An 18225-nucleotide genomic window follows, 5' to 3' on the forward strand; every position below is an offset into this window, starting at 1 on the left:
TCGGGGTGACAGCGAGGCCCCGGCACCAAGTCAGAAAGTGGCCCGAAACCGCGCTTTCGGGGATCCAACGCCAGGCCTGCGTCCCGTTCGAGACCCAAGCGGCGTGGATACCTCGATTTACAGGGACGAAGATCTGCTGTCCGTCGCTAGCTAGGTCCCCGGCCGAAACGTCGTCAACGGGTGATGTCTTAGTGATCTGGGCCGTTTTCAGGTCAACACGAAAGAGTCCGGTCTCCCCTCGTCCGCCAAATGCCCGAGTGGCCACGAAAGCCCCGCCGTCAAACAGTAACGGCCCGGACCACGTTTCTGTTACTCCGGGAAGTGGGAGAATGAAAGCGGTATCATCCGTTTCGGGGCCGGCATCAGTGGTCAGGCCGGTCCGGGCGGCATCGCCAGACGTCTGAAGCCACGGGGCGGCCGCGCCATCGTGGCCAAGGAGGAGCAAAAGGCCAATCATGGTAGGGATGCGCCATCGTCCCGGCCTTACGGGAGACCGTGTGCTCACCGTTATTCATCCGGCCGGCCTCAAATAAGCCTTACTGCGGCGCCTGTCCACTTTGTGACGGCCGCACCCCGATTTTCTTCGTATAACGCGGAAGAAGATCCTCTGCCGCTCCCACTGGTCTCGGGAGACCGTTCTGAGTACCAGTTTTTGGCCTCGCATGTTTTCCTGGTGCGGCCATAGGGGCGCCCGCAACGCGAAGCTGACCAAGTCCACAAGCTCGAAGGCCAGGGAAAACTATAAGCTGTAGCAAAAGCTACAAAATAGAGCATGGCGACGAGTCCGGTCCGCATCCGCGAGGAGGACAAGGCGCAACTGGAGCGCCTCCGTCGGGAAATCCTCGCTGCCGAGGGGGAGCGACCGACGCAGCAGGAGACGATCGCGAAGATCATCGAATTCGCCGTCCGGCACCGCGACCAGTTCGTCGCCGAGGCGACTTGGACGCCCCTCACGCCGCGGGAGTTTCGCAAATGGGTCGCTTTGGTCGAGGCGGGTCAGGGGTTCGAAGCCGTTTCCCCCGCCGAGATCGACGACATTGTATACGGTGCATGATGACGGTCGTTCTGGACACGTCGGTGCTTGCGGCGTTCGTGAATCCCCGCGATCCGCTACACAAGGCCGCACAGGAAATCTTGGAGCGATGCAGCGGCGGCGAATTGGGAAAGCCCGTGAGTTCGGAGCACATCCTCATCGAGGGACTTACTTTGCTCCAGCGAAGGGCCGGCCGGCCGGAGGTCTCCAGGTGCTATGCAGCCCTTTTCACGGGAGGTAATGGTGTGCCGAGCCTGGTCCATCCTCTACGAACCGGGCGCGAGGAACTGGGCCGCGCCGTCGAGGCGCACTTCCGCCACTTCGCCAAGCGCCTGAGTGTGGTCGATTGCGTACTCCTTGTCATGGCCGAGGACATGGACGCACCCATCGCATCCTTTGATACTGGTTTCGACGGGCTCGTCGAGCGAATCGCACGGTAGCCCCGAAGCGGGAGGCCCTCGGGCCCAGGACCACAAGGGCTGGCCTTCGCTTGGGGGAAGAAAAGTCCGCAAACGGAAAGGGCACCACCACTATGTCGCCTGCTACAGGTCGGCCCACGCCGCGTCCTCCTCGCTTCGAAGCCAATCTTCGGCCAAGGTCGACTCCGCGAGGAGGGTAGTGGCGGTCACGTGGTGCTTGCGGGACTTCAGGAACGCGAGAACGTCGAGGAGCACGGGCTCCGGGACGTCGGCGAGTTCACGGAGCAGATCATCACGGGCGTTCATCGTGTCCATAGAGTGGACCTTGGGCGTATATGGCTTTGTGGATGGAGGAGGCCGCTGATGGCTTGGTCTTTTTCATGGGATGGACGCCGAAAGTACGATGCCCAAGCGGCTTGGGGTGCCTTTATTCTCCCTTCGTTCGTTTCCTAGCCGTGTCCCCCAAGCGCGCCCCCCGGAAATCGACGACGAAATCCGCCAACCGCACTTCGCCGCCAAAGCGGCGCCAATCCAAACGTGCGGGATCGAAACGCGCCACCGGGCGTGCCGGGACGGCCCAAAAGGGCGACGCCGACGTCCTCGTCCGCGCGTTCATTGCGTCACTCCCCCCGTGGCAACGAGGCATTGCAGAGCGCTTCGACAAGCTTGTCGCGCGGGAAGTCCCGGGCGTGAAGAGAGCGATGAAGTGGAGCGCCCCATTCTACGGTCTCGAAGGCCGGGGCTGGTTCGCCGCGTTCGGGGCGTTCAAGGCACATGTGAAGGTCAATTTCTTCAAGGGGACGTCGCTGAAGCCGGTGCCGCCGAGGGGGGAGAGCGGGAACACGCGGGCTGTGGACCTACGGAGCCTGGAAGAGTACGAGGCGGCGCCGATGAAGGAGTGGGTGAGGCAGGCGGCGAGGTTGCCGGCGTGGGGGGCCTGATCGTTTCGGTTTTTGGCGGTAGGCGCAAGAGCTGCCTGTTTCCAACCGCCGCCAAGTTTACGCCCGCCATCGAGGTTTTGGCTTCACCCGATTCCGCGCCTCGGCCATCAGTTTGAGAGCCCCATCGAGTCGTTGCTCCGTCGTCATCGCGCCTACCCGGCGAAAATCTTCGCGGGTCAGTCGCTTGATGTGAGAAATCCAGTGGCCGTCGTCATCGGCGAGCCAGGGACTTGTGTGGAGACGCAGCCACGCGCATTCGATGCAGCCTTCGCCGCGCAATGAAGAGCGAATCACGCGGACCTACAAGAACGTGACGCTCTCGCGACCCATGAGTCGGCGCGTATTCCGGGCCCGGCGCCCAAATCGATGGCCCTACAGGATGATGTCGATATCCAGCTTCTCCGCCAGCTCCTTGTAACGGTTGCGTATCGTGACTTCCGTGACGCCCGCCACATCCGCCACCTCTCTCTGCGTCCTGCGTTCGCCGCAAAGGATGCTGCTGATGTAGAGCGCTGCTGCCGCGACTCCCGTCGGGCCCCTTCCGCTCGTAAGTTCCTTGTCGGCGGCCTGCTTGAGGATCTCCACGGCCTTCGCCTGGATCTCACCGCTCAACTTAAGCTCCGAGCAGAACCGGGGAATGTAGTCGATGGGGCTCGTCGGCATCAGTTTCAATTTCAACTCACGCGCGATGAAACGGTAAGTGCGCCCGATCTCCTTCCTTGAGACACGGCTCGCGTCCGCGATCTCATCGAGGGTCCTTGGGACGTTGCACTGCCTGCACGCCGCGTAAAGCGATGCCGCGGCGACACCTTCGATGGACCTACCGCGGATGAGGTTCTTTTGGACCGCGCGCCTGTAGACCATTGCCGCCGTCTCACGGACGTTTCGCGGGAGACCCATCCTTGAGGCCATGCGGTCAAGTTCACTGAGCGCGAAGGCGAGGTTCCGCTCGGTGGCGTTCGAGACGCGTATGCGCCTCTGCCATTTTCTCAACCTGTAGAGTTGGGCCCGGGACTTCGTGGGGATGTTCTTCCCGTACGAGTCCTTGTTCCTCCAACCTATCTCGGTGGAGAGACCCTTGTCGTGGATAGTGTAGGTCATCGGGGCGCCGACGCGGGCCCTCTTCTCACGCTGTTCGTGGTCGAAGGCTCTCCACTCGGGGCCTTGGTCGATGAAGTGCTCGTCGAGCACAAGGCCGCAGCTGTCGCAGACCAGTTCGCCGCGCTCGTAGTCGCGCGACAGGGACTTGCCGCCGCACTCGGGGCATTGACTGATCTCTTCGACTTCCTCGCCTGGCGCTGGCTTGTTCTTTTCGGCCATAGATTTCACCTAACGAATAATTCCCGGCCCTGGAGCCGGTGAAGTTGGACACTGCCTTTCGGCGATACGACGACGTACGGGGCCTTGACGGGACCGATGAGTTCTTGGATACGCCCGACCTCCATGTGCTTGTTGTCTACGACGCGGGCGCCGATACGCGCCCTCACGGAAGAACGGATGACGATGGCACCCTCTCGGGTGACCTTGTGGACGACACCAAGCGACTCCATACCGCACCACGTGGCAACGGGCCGAAAGGCCTATTACCACGAGTCACGTGTAGAATAGCTCTTGTATTTAAACTTTAGCGTGGGCCTGCTTGATGTTATTTAAATAAACTGCCACACGGCCTTAAATGGGGCGAGAATCTGGCGCCTAAAAAGGGTTGCTAATTGGGCCGAACTTGGGTAGGGTGGCCCCTCCGGATGAGCCCTGAGCGCGGTCGAAACGACCTTCAGCGGCCTCGGGACCACGGGAGCCCGTGAACAACGGAGAGTTTGGAAATGCCGGTAGCTCGTCGATGCGCGTAAACGCCGCGCCGGCGCCGCCGCCTTTCGCTTCCGTACTCCAGTGCGCACCCTCCGCCCGATCGCAAAGCTTCTTTTCGGCCACTAAACAAAGGCGCCACGGGAGACACGCACTCGGTCCCCCCCCCATCCCGCTCACTAGCGCACTTTATTTAAAGGGACAATGTTGCGGCGACCGATGCGCCTCCTCTTCATCCACTCCGACTACATCGAGTACGAGGCCAAGAAACCGGCCCTACGCTCGATCCAAGGGGAGCCGGCCATGCCGAAGGACCGGCTGGAGGAGGCACTCGTCGTCTTCTACTCGGTCGAAAAGCCGGATGAGAAGAACATCGATGCCGTCGTCGCGCAGACGGTGAAAGAGATCCAAGACGTCACCGGCCAAGTGAAGACGCAGAACGTCGCCCTCTACCCGTACGCGCACCTTTCAAGCGACCTCGCCAAGCCCGACGTCGCGAAAGCGACGGGCGAAAAACTCGACGCCGCCGTGAAAGCCGTCGGCTACAAGACGATCCACGCGCCGTTCGGCTGGTACAAGAGTTTCAGCCTCAAAGCGAAAGGCCACCCGCTTGCCGAACTCTCGCGCTCGATAACGATCGACGAGACCGGCGAGCACAAGCCCAAGGAATCCGAAGCACTAAGATCCGAAAAAAAGCTCAAGAGCGAGTGGCACGTCCTCACACCGGCCGGCGAGTTGGTGACGGCCGACAAGTTCGATTTCAAGGGCCATGAGGGCCTCGAGCTTCTCTACCGCCATGAAGTCGCAAAAAGCCGCAAGGCGACGGGGGAACCGCCGCACGTGAAACTCATGCACGAGCTGGAGCTCGTCGATTACGAGCCCGGAAGCGACCAGGGGAATTTCCGTTGGTACCCGAAGGGCTCGCTCATGAAGCGTCTCCTAGAAAGGCGCGCGTCCGACATGGTCCTCGCTGCGGGAGCGATGCAGGTAGAGACGCCGATCATGTACGACTTCGCTCACCCGGCCTTGAACAAATACCTTCAGCGGTTCCCGGCGCGCCAGTACACGGTCCAATCGGACGACAAGGAGTTCTTCCTGCGCTTTGCCGCCTGCTTCGGCCAGTACCTCATCGCCCACGACATGACGGTGAGTTACCGCCACCTGCCTCTCCGGCTCTATGAGCTGACGCACTACTCCTTCCGGCGCGAGCAATCCGGGGAACTCGCGGGGCTTCGCCGGCTACGGGCGTTCACGATGCCCGACATGCACACCCTTGTGCGAGACACTGCCCAGGCGAAGGAGGAGTTCAAGAACCAGTTCAAGTTGTCGATGAATTGGATGGCCGACCTCGGCTTCCAGTACGAGGCCGCCATCCGCTTCGTGCGCCCGTTCTTCGACGAGAACAGGGAGTTCGCCGTCGAACTTGCGTGCCTTTTGGACCGGCCGGTCTTGATCGAGATGTGGGACGAACGGTTCTTCTACTTCGTGATGAAGTTCGAGTTCAACGTCCCGGACACGAGCGGCAAGGCGTCCGCGCTCTCGACCGTGCAAATAGACGTCGAGAACACGGAGCGCTTCGAGATAAGCTACGTGGACGAGACCGGGACCAGGAACTTCCCTCTCCTTCTACACTGCTCCGTCTCAGGTTCGATCGACAGGAACGTCTACGCGTTCCTCGAACAGGAGGCGATGAAGATCGCGAAGGGCGGCAAGGGCACTTACCCGTTCTGGCTTGCGCCGACCCAACTTCGGCTCATCCCCGTAAAGGACGAGTTCCTGCCGACGTGCGAAAGGTTGGCAACATCGCTTCCAGGCGTCCGTGTCGACGTGGACGACCGCGACGAGGGCGTCTCCCGCAAGATCCGGGACGCGGAAAAGGAATGGGTGCCGCTCATCCTCGTCTACGGCGAGAAAGAGGCCACCTCCACGAAACTGCCAGTCCGATCGCGCACCGACGGCCAACGCGAGTACACCGTCGAAGAGCTTCACAACCACATCATGAAAGCACAAGGCGAGATGCCTTGGCTACCGCTGCCTCTCCCGAGGCATCTTTCGAAGCGGCCCGCGTTTCGCGGGTAGACAAAGTGTCGGCGACCCCCTTGACCAAGGGCCGAGGCATCGCTTTCCGGGTCCTTCGCATCTGACCGGTCGCGACCCGCTCGCCTGTGACCAAACGCCCTCGGGACGTACGCCCGTTTTGCAGCATGTTCCGTTTTGAACGCGTGCGGCGAGACGTTTGAACACGCCCGCCCGGGCAATCGATATAAATACCGACCGCAATCAAGATTGACAAGGCTTGGCAATGAGGGATGCCGGCCGGTGGGAAACCCAATGCCCGAACTCAAGGCCTACTTCAACGGACGGTTCGTAGCAGAATCCGAAGCGCGCATTTCCGTGTTCGACCACGGGTTCCTTTACGGCGACGGCGTCTTCGAAGGGATACGCGCCTACAATGGCCGCGTGTTCAAGCTCGAAGAGCACATCGCCCGCCTCTACGACAGCGCAAAGGCGATCGCGCTCCAGATCCCGCTCACGCGCGAGGAGATGGCTGAGAAGATCCTCGAGACATTGAGGCTCAACAACCTCCGCGACGCTTACATCCGACCGGTGGTCTCGCGCGGGATCGGCGACCTCGGCCTTGACCCCAGGAAGTGCGCGACGCCGACCGTGCTCGTCGTCGTGAAACCGCTCATCGACCTCTACGGCGACAAGTACGCCAAAGGCCTCACGGTCATCACGGCGGCCACACGTCGCAATTCCCCGGCCGCCTTGAGCCCGAACATCAAGTCGCTGAACTACCTCAACCAGATCCTCGCCCGTATCGAGGCGAACCTGAGGAACGCCGACGAGGCCCTCATGTTGGACCTCCAGGGCTTCGTCTCGGAGGCGTCGGCGGACAACATCTTCACCGTGAAGGATGGTGCCGTGATAACGCCGCCCACCTACAATAGCCTGAAGGGGATCACTCGGCAGGCCGTGATCGAGGTCGCCGAGAAGGAAGGCTTCACCATCAAGGAGGAGCCGATAACGCTCTTTGACGTCTACTCGGCCGACGAGATATTCATCACCGGCACCGCCGCCGAGCTCGCTCCCGTGGTCATCGTCGACGGGCGCACTATCGGCTCTGGAAGGCCGGGACGCATAACGACTACACTGATGGCGGCCTTCAAGAGGTTCGCCCAATCGCACGGGACGCCCATCTTCGAGACAGACAGCGAGCAAGCGCAGGCGAAGGTCCGAAGATAGGCCGCGCAAAGGGTGGCGTCAGCCGGGCACGGCGGGTTCTCCAGAGAGGAGCGCCGGCAATCCTTTGAGGTCTCCCATCCGATGGTCTGGCCTGATGAGGGGATCGTGTGGCAATCCACCTTCACGATCAATCCAACACGTCTGGAGCCCAGCGGCCTTCGCTCCCGCCACGTCCGCCACAAGCGAGTCGCCCACGTGGAGGATTGCATCGCCCCGCGTCGCCAGGCCGCGCACCGTGAGGTCGAAAATGGGCCGCGCGGGCTTGTAGCACTTGGCGCCTTCGCTTGTCACGATGACTTTGAAAAGGTCCACGGCACCGTTATGCCGGAGGAGCCCGTCCAACATGCCGATGTCGGCGTTGGACGTTATCGCGAGCGGGTAGGCCTTCGAAAGCTCCAACAGGACGGCGAGGGCGTCGGGGTAGGGTTCGGCCTCGTAGTATGAGGCGTTGAGGTCGCGCGCGATCTTCGCCGCGTCGCGCTCGACGCCCTGTTCTTGGAGAATCGTCGAGATTATCCAATAGTCGCGGTCGTGCATGTTCACAAACGGTCGCGTGAATAGGTCCCTGATCAACTCCTCGCGCCTGCGTAGGAGCCCGTCGACCGTCGCCTGCAACCGGTGGCTTTCGATGACTTCGGCGAAGAGGTCGCGAAGGGCCTGCGTGGTCCCCCGAAAAAGGGTGCCGTACGCGTCGAACGACAGGGCCTCTACCTTTTCCATGGGCGGCCATGGGCCTCGTATTAGATACGGGTGTCGAAGGTGCTCACCGGGCCCGCCGAAGCGTCGAAAACGCCTCGACTACAAACCGCGTCGGAGGAACTCCCGGTCGGACGGCATCGTGTACCCGGAGGCGCCTGGAGGCTCCGGCTTCGATGGGGCGATGACGAGCAATTAATAGCGCCTTGCCCGTAGGGCCTTCGATGGGCGCAGAGCCACGCTACCTTTACGGGGACGTCTTCGACGGGGAGCGCTTCCTCGAGGGTTACGTCGGGATATCCGAGGGGAAGGTTGTCGACAGCGGTCGCGGACCGCCCCCCAGGGAGCCACTGGTCAAGGGTGTCGTGCTTCCGACCTTCACCAACGCCCACACCCACGTGGGCGACATGTTCCTTCGCGGCACGAGCCTCCCAAGAGACCTCAAGGCCGCGGTCGCTCCGCCGGACGGCGTCAAACACGTGGCCCTGCGAGGCGCTCGTCGCGAGGACGTCGAAAGGGGAATTAGAGGCGCCGTAGAGGAGATGGAGACCAATGGTGTCGGGCGCTTCGTCGACTTTCGCGAAGGCGGGCTCGATGGCCTCGGAATGCTCGAGAGGGCGGCCGCGGGTTCCAAGGCGACGCGACTCGCGCTTTCCCGTCCGTGCGGCATGGGTTTCGACCCCGACGAGGTGGATGCCATCCTCGCCGCCTCCGACGGGATCGCGGTCTCGGGGATGGCGGACTACGCCCCCGACGTCCTTTCACGGTTGTCCCGCGCGGCCCGCGAGCGCCGAAAGATCTTCGCACTCCATGTGAGCGAAGGAGAGCGGGAGGATATCGACGCCGCCCTCGAATTGAGACCGACGTTCCTCGTGCACATGGCGCATGCCGATCAAAGCGACCTTGAACGTGTCAGCGCCGAAAATGTGCCGGTGGTGCTCTGCCCGCGAAGCAACGCCTACTTCACGAAGGCGCCCGACCTGGAGGCCTTTGTTCGATCAGGCTTGAGACTTGGCCTTGGGACGGACAATGCGATGCTCAACTCCCTAGACGTCCTGGAGGAGGCTCGATTCGCCTCGAAACTCGTGCGCCCGGCCAATCGAAGGAGGCTCGTACAGATGTCCACCGCCGGGCCCGGGAAACCCTTAAGTCGTCCGGGCGGCGATAGACCTATGGACGTCGGCCTTTCAGCGGACTTCGTGGTTTTCGCAAAGACGGCCAACGACCCGCTCGAATGCCTCTTCGGCGGCAGACCGACGATCCTCGTGAACACGCTATTGGAGGAAGCCCGATGGAAGAATACAAACGAATCCTGATCCCGACGGACGGCTCCGAGCGAGTGAAGACGGCCGTGGAGAAAGGCGTCGCCCTGGCGAGCCTCACCAAGGGTTCGGTGACGGCGCTTTTCGTCGTCGACCAGCAGACGTTCTCGCACCTCGACTACCAATGGGAGGCGATAAACCAGCTTCTGACGAAACAGGGCGAGGAAGCGGTCTCTTACGTCGCGGAGCTCGCGGCCGAGGCGAAGGTCCCCATCCGGACCGAGATCGTCTCCGGACACCCCGCGGACGAGATAGTCAAGGCTGCAAGCCGTCACGACTTAATAGTAATGGGCACTTTGGGGCGCACCGGGCTGGACCACCTGCTCATGGGCTCCGTGGCCGAGAAGGTCATGCGGCACGCCCCATGCCCCGTCATGGTCGTCCGGCTCAAATGATGCGGAGCGGCGAATCGATGCGCGTTGACGAGCTCATGACGAAGAACCCGATCGTCGTGGAGGTCCCGGGGACCCGCGACGACGCTTTGAAACTGCTGGCCCACCACTCGGTCTCGGGCGTTCCCGTGGTCAAGGCGAAAACGGGGAAACTCGCAGGGGTAGTCACGCGATCCGACATCTTCCGCCACAGCGACGAGGAGCAGTTGGCACTCGTCATGACGACGAAGCCCTTCACCATCGGGCCCCGGGATGACGTCGCCAAGGCCGCGAAGATCTTTTTCGAGAAGCGCATCCACGGCCTCCCGGTCGTGGGTAGCGACTCGGAACTTCTCGGGGTCATCTCCCCGAGCGATATCCTGAAAGTCATCGCCGAGAGCTCCAGCAAGAAGACCATCGGCGACCTCGGCACCGCGACGGCGTTCCCGGTCCACACGGCGACACCACTTGCGGTCGTGTGGGAGATAATGAACCTCAACCACCAGAACGCGCTTCCCGTCCTCGACGACGATGCCGGCCTCGCGGGGATAGTCACCGACAGCGACCTCTTCAAGAAGAGCCAGGTCGATGACGTCATCAAGAAGTCGAAACTCTCGATAGGGGAGGACGAGGACGCCTGGACGTGGGACAGCCTCCGAAGCATCATGCCCCTGTACCTATCGAATTCGAAGGTGAAGCTCCCCAAAGCGGCCGTAAGCGAGGTCATGACGTCCAAGGTCGAGACCGTCTTCACGAGGGCGAGCGTCTCGGAGGCCGCGAAGAAGATGCGCAAGTTCAAAGTCAACCAATTGCCCATCCTCGACACGCACGATCGCCTCGTCGGGGTCGTGACGGATCTTGACCTCATGCAGGTCATGACGTGAGTCGCCCGCGATCTTAGCGGGAATCGGGGCGTGAACTCGATGGTCGATGAGAAGAAGGGAGGGAAGGACGTGGAGAAAGAGGCCACGGCGGGCGATGTACATGACAGACTCATGGCGCTTCTCAAGCGGCGCGGCTTCATCCAACCCGCTTACGAACCGTACGGCGGGGTGGCCGGTTTCTATGACTACGGCCCGCTGGGAGCCGCGATCAGGAACAACATCGAATCCACGTGGCGCCGTTATTTTGTCCACGAGGAAGGATTCGCCGAGATAATCTCGCCGACCGTGGCGCCAGAGCAGGTTTTCCGGGCGAGCGGGCACCTGGCGGGGTTTGCGGATCCGCTCGTCGAGTGCCCGAACTGCCGGGAAGTATCGCGCGCCGACCACCTGCTTGAGGCGATCTCCGCGAAGTACAACGGGCTAGGCCTCGAAGAGGTGAAGGCGCAGTGGAGGCACGTTCGCGCGGAAGTCGCCTGCCCGACTTGTAAGAAGAAAGGTGATTGGCCTGACGTGCAGGCGTTCAACCTGATGTACGGTGTCAAGATCGGGGCCGGCGACTCAGCGCGGCAAGGCTATTTGCGCCCCGAGACCGCGCAATCCATGTTCATGACGTTCCCGTGGCTTCTCCGATACTTCCGGGACAAACTGCCCTTCGGCGCCGTGCAGATCGGGCGCGCCTACAGGAACGAGATAGCGCCGCGGCAAGGATTGTTGCGCCTACGCGAATTCTCGCAAGCCGAGGCCGAGATATTCTTCGACCCCGGCGAAAAGACGCACAAGCGGCTCGCCGCGGTGAGAAACGAGAAGGTCCGTCTTCGCCCCGCCAAGCGCCCCGGAAGGGCGCATAAGGAAGATGCCGAACTCCACGCGCTCGGCGAGGCCGTAACGCACAAGATCATCGGCAACGAGAAGGGCGGCAACGAGGCTCTTGCCTACTACATCTGGTTCACGCAGAAGTTCCTCGTCGAGGTCGGGATTCCTCTCGAGCGGCTCCGGTTCCGCCAGCACGAGGCGGACGAGATGGCGCATTATGCGAGCGACTGTTGGGACGCCGAATTCCTCTCCGAACGCTTCGGGTGGGTGGAGATAGTCGGCATCGCCGACCGTGGTACCTATGACCTGGACGCGCACGCGAAGGCGAGCGGCCACGCGAACGAACACGACCACAAGACACCCGCCTTCACCTCCGTTAGCTCCCCGTTCAAAGTCTTCAAGCAATTCGATTCGCCAAGGACCGCCACGGTCGACAGGGTGATCCCCCGCAAGGAAAAGCTCGGACCCGCCTTCAGGGCGAAGGCGGCGAAGGTGGCGGCCGCCATGGGCGACTACGACGCAAAACAGGCGGCCAAGGAGGGGCTGCTCCACCTCACGATCGACGGCGAGGAGCTGGAAGTGTCCTCCGACCTCTTCGAGGTCCGACCCGTCACTGAAACGGTGGCTGGCGAATACGTCGTGCCCCACGTGGTCGAGCCTTCGTTCGGCCTCGATCGGATAACGTATGCCGTGCTCGAGTGCTCGTGGTCCGAGGGCGAGTGGCCCGTGTTGAGGCTGCCGGTCGTGACGGCGCCGGTGAAGGTCGGGGTCTTTCCTTTGATGGACCGCGACGGGCTCGATGTCCTTGCGATGGAAGTCGATTCCCGTCTGCGCTCGGCCGGTATCGCGACGTACTACGACGACGCGGGCGCGATAGGCCGGCGCTACGCCCGCATGGACGAGATCGGCACGCCGTGGTGCGTGACCGTCGATTACGACTCGCTGGAGAAGAAGGACGTTACGGTGCGCGAGCGCGACACGACAAAGCAGGAGCGCGTCGCCATCGCTTCACTGGTCGAGCGGTTTCGCAAAAAAGGCTAGTGATTGTCTATTCCCTTGACGCCAGAAAGGACCTTTCACCCCAAGGAATAGACTATCAGTATTCGTTGGATCCTATGATTTTGGAACATATTTTGTAGGCGGCTTCACCTACTCCGGTTACAGGGAATCGAATATCTCCCCACTGGGCCTCAACTGGGCGGTCAGAGGAGCAAGCGGGGCACCCGATCCGGAGGCAATCGGAGGGGCTGGCTCGAACGGACTTGCGTTTCTTGTTCAGCTCCAGCGCTTTGATAATTATTTTCTGTGAAGGATAAAATTCATTACCTACGACGTGAATCACCATCCCGGAGGCTGAAGGGCGCCACAAGTGCCCAGAGGCTTCGCTAAGAAAGTTGGAGGTGTAAAAAGATGAACAAACTATTGGCAATATTGGCGCTCGGAGCACTCGTTGCCCCGATCGCGATGGCACACCCAGGCGAAGAGGATGCAGGCGCAGGCGGCTTCTACGTTGGAGCCGGCAGCGTCTGGCAGGAAGCGAACACCGAGAGCGGACTGCAGTCAGCGGTCGTTCTCTGTCACGACTCGCACGTCGAAATCAACGACAACGGCACGCCCGACGACACGTCCGATGACTTCGAAGAGGTCATCTGCGACGCCGACATGCCGTCCGACGACAACCTGCTCGCGTAAACGAGCTACGAGACACGGGGCCCGGGGGAATTCCCCGGGCTCTCCCGATTTTTTGGGGTTTATTGCCTACTATGACTGCCTCCGCCCGCGGGCCACGAGCGAAAGACCGATCACGGCGGCCAACGCCTGAAAAAGTCCAAGGTCCGGGATGACGGTGCCCGTCTGACCGGTCTCCTGTCGCCCCTTTTGCGTTTCCCCTGAGCTCGGAAGTTCATCGGGTTCGACCTTGAAGGTCTCCCCGCTTGCATCCCCCGAATCTACCGAGCCCGCCTCGACCGTTGTATCAAAGACGTTCACGACCTTGCTCCTCCCGTCGGGGCCATCTCCACCCACTATGTAGGCGCGGCCTGCGACGAGCGCCGCTCCCGCGTCCCAACGCGCCGGCGCGACCCGCGACGTCAGGTTGACAACACCGTCGGTCGTGATCCGGAAAACGACGGGCGTGCCCCTAGATTTTGCGTTGTCGATCGAACCGCCGAAAAGATGAACCACGCCTCCGTCGCCGACCCCCGAGGAGGCGCGAAGAGTAGTAGGGAGCCTGAAGGGCGAAATCGAGACCGAACGAGTGACGGGATCGAAGAATATGACTTCGCGGCTCATACCGTGGTCGGTAAGACCACCCACGATGACCACGCGGGTTCCGTCGTAGACGGCCGCATGGTCGAGCCGCCCGGAAGGGAGCCTCGACCCGGTGTCCGCGATCGTCTTCGCAACAGGGTCGAACACCAGGATCGCGTCCCTATCGACGCCCGCTTTCAGATCGAACCCGCCGCTCACGTAGATGCGTTTCCCGTCGGATGCGGCCGCACAACCCCAGATGGCCCATGGGAGACGCGTGGTTATGAGCGCCGTCGCGATGCCGGTCGCCGGGTCGAACTCGACGATCTCATCGGTAGGGACCGGGGCTCCAGCCACGAAATTCACGCCTCCGAAGACATAGGCCCGGGCCGCGACGTATGCCGCGCAACCTTCGTATCGGGGAGAGGGAAGACTTGAGACCTTCGTGACGGTGAGCGCCGTCGGGCTCAACCGAAGGATATCGCCGCTTACGCTCGAATCCCCGCGTCCTCCAAAGACGTACACGCTCGCACCGTCCGTGGCGACCATCGCGCCGGCCAAAGCGGCCGGCAGGGCCTCGCGTTGGTCGACCATGCGCTCCGCCGTGCTGACCTGGGCCATCAAGAGGAGTGCCAGGAGGACGGGGCATAGGCGCGTACTCATGCGGGGGCGAACGACGCGTGCCATCCTTAAGACTTCCCGGACGATCACGTCGCTCAGCGTGCGATGGTCTTCAGGCACTCGTCAAGTATGTCCAGGCCTTCATCGAGTTGTTCCCGGTCGATGATGAGCGGCGGGATCAGGCGCACCGAGGATTTCCCGCAGGGCAGAACCAGGAGACCCCGCTTGTACGCCGCTTCGATCACGGCGGCGCGTTCCTTCACCGCGTGTTCCTTGGTCTTGCGATCCTTGACGAGGTCGATCGCCTGCATGAGGCCAAGGCCCCGCGCGTCTCCGACGAGGTCGTGGCGCTCCTTGAACCCGGCCAGCCGTTTCGAGAGGTGCTTTCCGAGAGTCGCCGCGTTCTCGACGAGCTTCTCGTCCCTGATCACGTCGAGTGTGGCCATGGCTGCGGCGCACGAGACGGGGTTTCCGCCGAACGTGTTGCTGTGCGCTCCTGCGCGGTCGAAGTCAAGGTCGGAGCGCGCGATGCACGCTCCAAGCGGCATCCCTGAAGCGATGCCCTTGGCTATCGAGACGATATCCGGTTCGACGCCGAAATGCTCGGACGCGAACATCTTTCCCGTGCGTCCGATGCCGCTTTGGACCTCGTCTGCTACCAGAAGTATGCCGTTTTCGCGGCATAGCTCGTGGAGTCTGGGGAGGAACGTCTTCGGCGGGACGATGTATCCGCCTTCTCCTTGAACGGGTTCGACGAATAGGGCCGCGACTTCGTTCGCCGGGACCGCGTTTTCGAAGACGTAGTCCTGGATGTACCGTAGCGTCGCGTCGACGAGCCGATCGGGTTCGGCGTAGCCGTCTATCCCCCACGGGTTACGGTAGGGGTTCGCGAAGGGCACGTGGGTGACGCCGGGCATCGTGGGGAAGAAGCGCTCCTTGTGCACGATCTTGCTGGCGGTGAGCGAGAGCGAGCCCGCGGTGCGGCCGTGGAACGCGCCGTAGAACGCAAGAATCTGTTTCCTATGTGACTTGTGGCGCGCGATCTTGATCGCAGCCTCGTTCGACTCCGTTCCCGATTGCGTGTAGAATACTTTCTTGGCGACGAGACCTGGCGTGATCTCGGTGAGCCGTCTTGCGAGCTCAACTTGGACCGCGTAGTAATAATCGGTCCCGGCGAAGTGGATGAACTTGGCCGCCTGCTCCGCGATCGCCTTGACGACGCGGGGGTGAGCGTGGCCTGTGGAGTTCACGCCGACGCCGGCCGTGAAATCGAGGAAGACCTCGCCGTCGACGCCGTGCACGTGGACACCTTGTGCGTGAGAGACAGCTATCGGGGCGGTCTTGGTCGTCGTCACCAGGAAACGCTCGTCGTCGGCGATCAGCTTCTTGGCGTTCGGGCCGGGAGGGGGAGATTTCACGGAAGTCTTGTCCATCGGAACACTCGCCTACGAATTTCGTAATCAGGTCAGTTGTTCAAGAGTTAAAACGCTTGCGTTGCGGGCACGGACCCCAGAAAGCCCATGGCGCGCGGCGGAAGCCGCAGGGAAGCGTCGCCCACGCCGCGGGAACCGCATCTTCGTCGGGCGTTTCCGCTGCCGGACGGCCGATTCCTGCCGACAAGCCAAGGGCCAGAGTGGCGAACCGCAGGACGGGTCGGCGCCCGGCGGAACCGGTGGGACGCGACGCACATGATTCCCCGGGAAGCGGCTTCGGGTCGGGCCTCAGTCCTGCGATGGCCCCCACCGCCATCATTCGTATACGCGTCTATTGAGACGGGGAATGAGCGCGCAGATGATCGCCGTCTCCGTAAGCCTCGTCCTGTCCAACGCGCCACTCGAGAGCCAACCCACCGCCCCCATCGAATTACCGATCCCGAAAACGCCTGTAAGGCGCGCCATCGCTTCCCCGATGCTTCGCCCCGCGGCGACGTCCTTCACGACCCTCGGCGGATACGCGAAGCCGGGCCCGTGGCCAAGAGTGAGCCCGCCGCGCTTTCCAACTATCGCGCAGAACTGGACGTCAAGGTAATCCTTGATCAACGGATTCCAGAACAGGCCAGCCTCTATGCCTACGCCAAGGTCCGCCCCCGTCGAGTCCAAGGCCGCGCGGGCCCGGTTCACGGCGCCTTTCAACGTGTCCTGCGCGAACGGTTGCTCCGGCACTCCGCTTGAGACCCCGACGCCTTTCACGATTACGTTCGCGTGATAATGTGCGAAAGCGTTCTTCACCGCCGCCAGCTTCGCCGGGTTCTTCGTGCCGACGGCGACGCGCAGGCGCGAAAGCGACCGACCGTCCACGTCGATCTCGCCCGCGCCTATCCTCGTGCCGCTGATCGGGCGCCCGTCATGGGCCAACACGTGGGCGACGACCTCGACCTTGAGAGGCTTCAACCCTCGCTTTCGACGGGCCCGGTTTATCGAATCGGCGGTCTTCCTCGTTTCCGGCGACACTACGATGCACTCGAACCGCTTCTCAAGGGCCCGTCCCTCTGGCGCCACGATCCTTGAGACGATGGCCCGTCCCGTCCACCCGCGGGCGCGTAGGACATCTTTCAAGGCCCTGAGCCGCGAACGGTACGTTGCGACCGGTCGCGCCCGCCGCGACGAAGCGAGTTCACCCGATGTGAGCCCTATGAAGACCTCGTCCCCAACCTCGAAGGCGCGTTCCAGGAGCGCCAAATGGCCCCGGTGAAGGGGATCGAACGTCCCGCCCATGCAGACTCGCATCGCAGGGGTGATTACGGGCGCGGGATTTAACCTCGGCGGGAAGCGACGGCGACGGACCCCTCGGCGGACGGACCGGCGCCATCATGGGGGCCTTCTACGCGGTCCCGTTCCTCGTCCAGCATCTTCCCTTTGCATCAGGATTTATATGGCCGGCGACAGTGTTTCAACGATGCCATCTGGACCTGACTTCGCCGCGACGAAAAGCGAAGGCCCGCTCGTCACGGTCAAGGGACTTGGGAAGAAGTACCGGGCCGCGTGGGGCGTCAAGGACGTGTCGTTCCAGATATCGCGCGGCGAGATCTTCGGCGTCATCGGTCCCAATGGGGCGGGGAAATCGACCGTCCTTCGCATGCTCGCCGGCCTGGTCAACCCTTCGACCGGGACGGCCGAGATCGGCGGCCGCAGCATCACACAACCCGATCACCGTTCGCGCATCGGATACCTTCCCGAGGAGAGCGCGCTGTACGAGGAGATGACTCCCCGGGCCTACCTCCGCTTCTTCGCGGAACTCTACGGTGTTCCGGCGGCCATGGCGAAGAGCCGCATCGACGAGGCGTTCACACGCCTCCAACTCGACGTCCCACGCCGCGCGCGCATCGGAGACCTCTCGAAAGGGATGCGTCGGAAAGTGGCCATCGCGCGTAGCCTCGTCAATGACCCGGAACTCCTCATCTTCGATGAGCCGGCGAGCGGTCTCGACCCGCTCGTTTCGGCGAGCCTGCTTGCCATGCTAGGCGAGCTCAAAGCGCGTGGAAAGACGATAATCTTCAGCGCGCACAACCTCTTCCACGTGGAACGCGTCTGCGACCGCCTGCTCATCCTCGATTCAGGGCTTGTGCGGGCGCTCGGCACGATGGACGAGATCAGGGCGGGCGCGGGAGTCGCTGGCTACGCTGTCCTTTCAAGCGTCCCCGTGGACGGGGCGAGGCTTGTCGACGGCGGCTTCGAGGCGCACATCCCGGACCTCACGGGGCTTTCGGTGCTTGAGGCCCTCGCCGCATCGAAAGGCGGCCGGATACTTGAGGTCCGCCCGAGGCGGGTAAGCCTGGAGGACATCTTCCTTTCACGCTCGGCGCGGTGACGGACGAAATTGCCCG

The 18225-nt window shown here is 62.5% G+C and carries 18 protein-coding genes and 1 pseudogene; 11 read left to right on the forward strand and 8 right to left on the reverse strand.

Features of this window, described 5'->3' with window-relative positions:
* Positions 1-772: 772 nt before the first annotated feature.
* Positions 773-1054, forward strand: a complete 282-nt coding sequence (locus HY556_02690) for a hypothetical protein (protein MBI4392691.1) — start codon at positions 773-775, stop codon at positions 1052-1054.
* Positions 1054-1473, forward strand: coding sequence for a type II toxin-antitoxin system VapC family toxin (locus tag HY556_02695; GenBank protein ID MBI4392692.1), 420 nt, complete (start codon positions 1054-1056; stop codon positions 1471-1473). The genes HY556_02690 and HY556_02695 overlap by 1 nt, the downstream gene beginning before the upstream one ends.
* Before the next feature lie 102 nt (positions 1474-1575).
* Here the strand turns inward: HY556_02695 and HY556_02700 are convergent, their stop codons facing one another.
* Complete coding sequence (locus HY556_02700; protein MBI4392693.1) at positions 1576-1758, reverse strand: DUF2281 domain-containing protein; 183 nt, start codon at positions 1756-1758, stop codon at positions 1576-1578.
* Between the two features lie 149 nt (positions 1759-1907).
* Here HY556_02700 and HY556_02705 point away from each other — a divergent pair, with 149 nt between their 5' ends.
* Complete coding sequence (locus HY556_02705) at positions 1908-2393, forward strand: DUF1801 domain-containing protein (GenBank protein MBI4392694.1); 486 nt, start codon at positions 1908-1910, stop codon at positions 2391-2393.
* Positions 2394-2765: 372 nt separating this feature from the next.
* On the opposite strand, the gene HY556_02710 is transcribed toward HY556_02705, so the two are convergent.
* Together HY556_02710 and HY556_02715 are read right to left on the reverse strand one after the other, a co-directional pair.
* The gene (locus tag HY556_02710; protein MBI4392695.1) at positions 2766-3713 is read right to left on the reverse strand and encodes a transcription initiation factor IIB; all 948 of its coding nucleotides are present in this window, start codon (positions 3711-3713) and stop codon (positions 2766-2768) included.
* Between the two features lie 5 nt (positions 3714-3718).
* Positions 3719-3943, reverse strand: a complete 225-nt coding sequence (locus tag HY556_02715) for an H/ACA RNA-protein complex component Gar1 (protein ID MBI4392696.1) — start codon at positions 3941-3943, stop codon at positions 3719-3721.
* Between the two features lie 475 nt (positions 3944-4418).
* Here HY556_02715 and HY556_02720 point away from each other — a divergent pair, with 475 nt between their 5' ends.
* Positions 4419-6278 (forward strand): threonine--tRNA ligase, encoded by a 1860-nt coding sequence (locus HY556_02720; protein MBI4392697.1) that lies wholly within the window; start codon positions 4419-4421, stop codon positions 6276-6278.
* 252 nt (positions 6279-6530) lie between these two features.
* The gene (gene ilvE, locus HY556_02725) at positions 6531-7445 is read left to right on the forward strand and encodes a branched-chain-amino-acid transaminase (protein ID MBI4392698.1); all 915 of its coding nucleotides are present in this window, start codon (positions 6531-6533) and stop codon (positions 7443-7445) included.
* A gap of 18 nt (positions 7446-7463) precedes the next feature.
* Here the strand turns inward: ilvE and HY556_02730 are convergent, their stop codons facing one another.
* Positions 7464-8165 carry an HAD family hydrolase gene (locus tag HY556_02730; protein MBI4392699.1) on the reverse strand — a complete coding sequence of 234 codons (702 nt, stop codon included), beginning with the start codon at positions 8163-8165 and terminating at the stop codon, positions 7464-7466.
* A gap of 200 nt (positions 8166-8365) precedes the next feature.
* On the opposite strand from HY556_02730, the gene HY556_02735 reads away from it, so the two are divergent.
* The 5 genes from HY556_02735 to HY556_02755 all read left to right on the forward strand — a co-directional run bounded on the left by HY556_02735 (position 8366) and on the right by HY556_02755 (position 13223).
* Positions 8366-9457, forward strand: coding sequence for an amidohydrolase family protein (locus HY556_02735; GenBank protein MBI4392700.1), 1092 nt, complete (start codon positions 8366-8368; stop codon positions 9455-9457).
* The gene (locus HY556_02740) at positions 9433-9858 is read left to right on the forward strand and encodes a universal stress protein (GenBank protein ID MBI4392701.1); all 426 of its coding nucleotides are present in this window, start codon (positions 9433-9435) and stop codon (positions 9856-9858) included. Before HY556_02735 ends, HY556_02740 begins: the two co-directional genes overlap by 25 nt.
* A gap of 17 nt (positions 9859-9875) precedes the next feature.
* The gene (locus tag HY556_02745; protein MBI4392702.1) at positions 9876-10718 is read left to right on the forward strand and encodes a CBS domain-containing protein; all 843 of its coding nucleotides are present in this window, start codon (positions 9876-9878) and stop codon (positions 10716-10718) included.
* A 39-nt stretch (positions 10719-10757) separates the two neighbouring features.
* Positions 10758-12572, forward strand: a complete 1815-nt coding sequence (glyS, locus tag HY556_02750) for a glycine--tRNA ligase (protein ID MBI4392703.1) — start codon at positions 10758-10760, stop codon at positions 12570-12572.
* 369 nt (positions 12573-12941) lie between these two features.
* A complete protein-coding gene (locus tag HY556_02755; GenBank protein MBI4392704.1) occupies positions 12942-13223 on the forward strand; it encodes a hypothetical protein in 282 nt (93 codons plus the stop codon).
* Positions 13224-13292: 69 nt separating this feature from the next.
* On the opposite strand, the gene HY556_02760 is transcribed toward HY556_02755, so the two are convergent.
* From HY556_02760 to HY556_02775, 4 genes and pseudogenes are all read right to left on the reverse strand, one after another.
* Positions 13293-14444 carry a hypothetical protein gene (locus HY556_02760; GenBank protein MBI4392705.1) on the reverse strand — a complete coding sequence of 384 codons (1152 nt, stop codon included), beginning with the start codon at positions 14442-14444 and terminating at the stop codon, positions 13293-13295.
* Positions 14445-14497: 53 nt separating this feature from the next.
* The gene (locus HY556_02765) at positions 14498-15835 is read right to left on the reverse strand and encodes an acetyl ornithine aminotransferase family protein (protein ID MBI4392706.1); all 1338 of its coding nucleotides are present in this window, start codon (positions 15833-15835) and stop codon (positions 14498-14500) included.
* Positions 15836-16150: 315 nt separating this feature from the next.
* Positions 16151-16675, reverse strand: a complete 525-nt coding sequence (gene yjjX / locus HY556_02770) for an inosine/xanthosine triphosphatase (protein MBI4392707.1) — start codon at positions 16673-16675, stop codon at positions 16151-16153.
* Positions 16676-16690: 15 nt separating this feature from the next.
* Positions 16691-17128 (reverse strand): annotated as a pseudogene (locus tag HY556_02775) (pantetheine-phosphate adenylyltransferase).
* A 169-nt stretch (positions 17129-17297) separates the two neighbouring features.
* Here HY556_02775 and HY556_02780 point away from each other — a divergent pair.
* Positions 17298-18209 (forward strand): ABC transporter ATP-binding protein, encoded by a 912-nt coding sequence (locus tag HY556_02780; GenBank protein MBI4392708.1) that lies wholly within the window; start codon positions 17298-17300, stop codon positions 18207-18209.
* Positions 18210-18225: the final 16 nt, after the last annotated feature.

The sequence above is a fragment of the Euryarchaeota archaeon genome, assembly GCA_016207515.1.
Lineage (GTDB): Archaea > Thermoplasmatota > SW-10-69-26 > JACQPN01 > JACQPN01 > JACQPN01.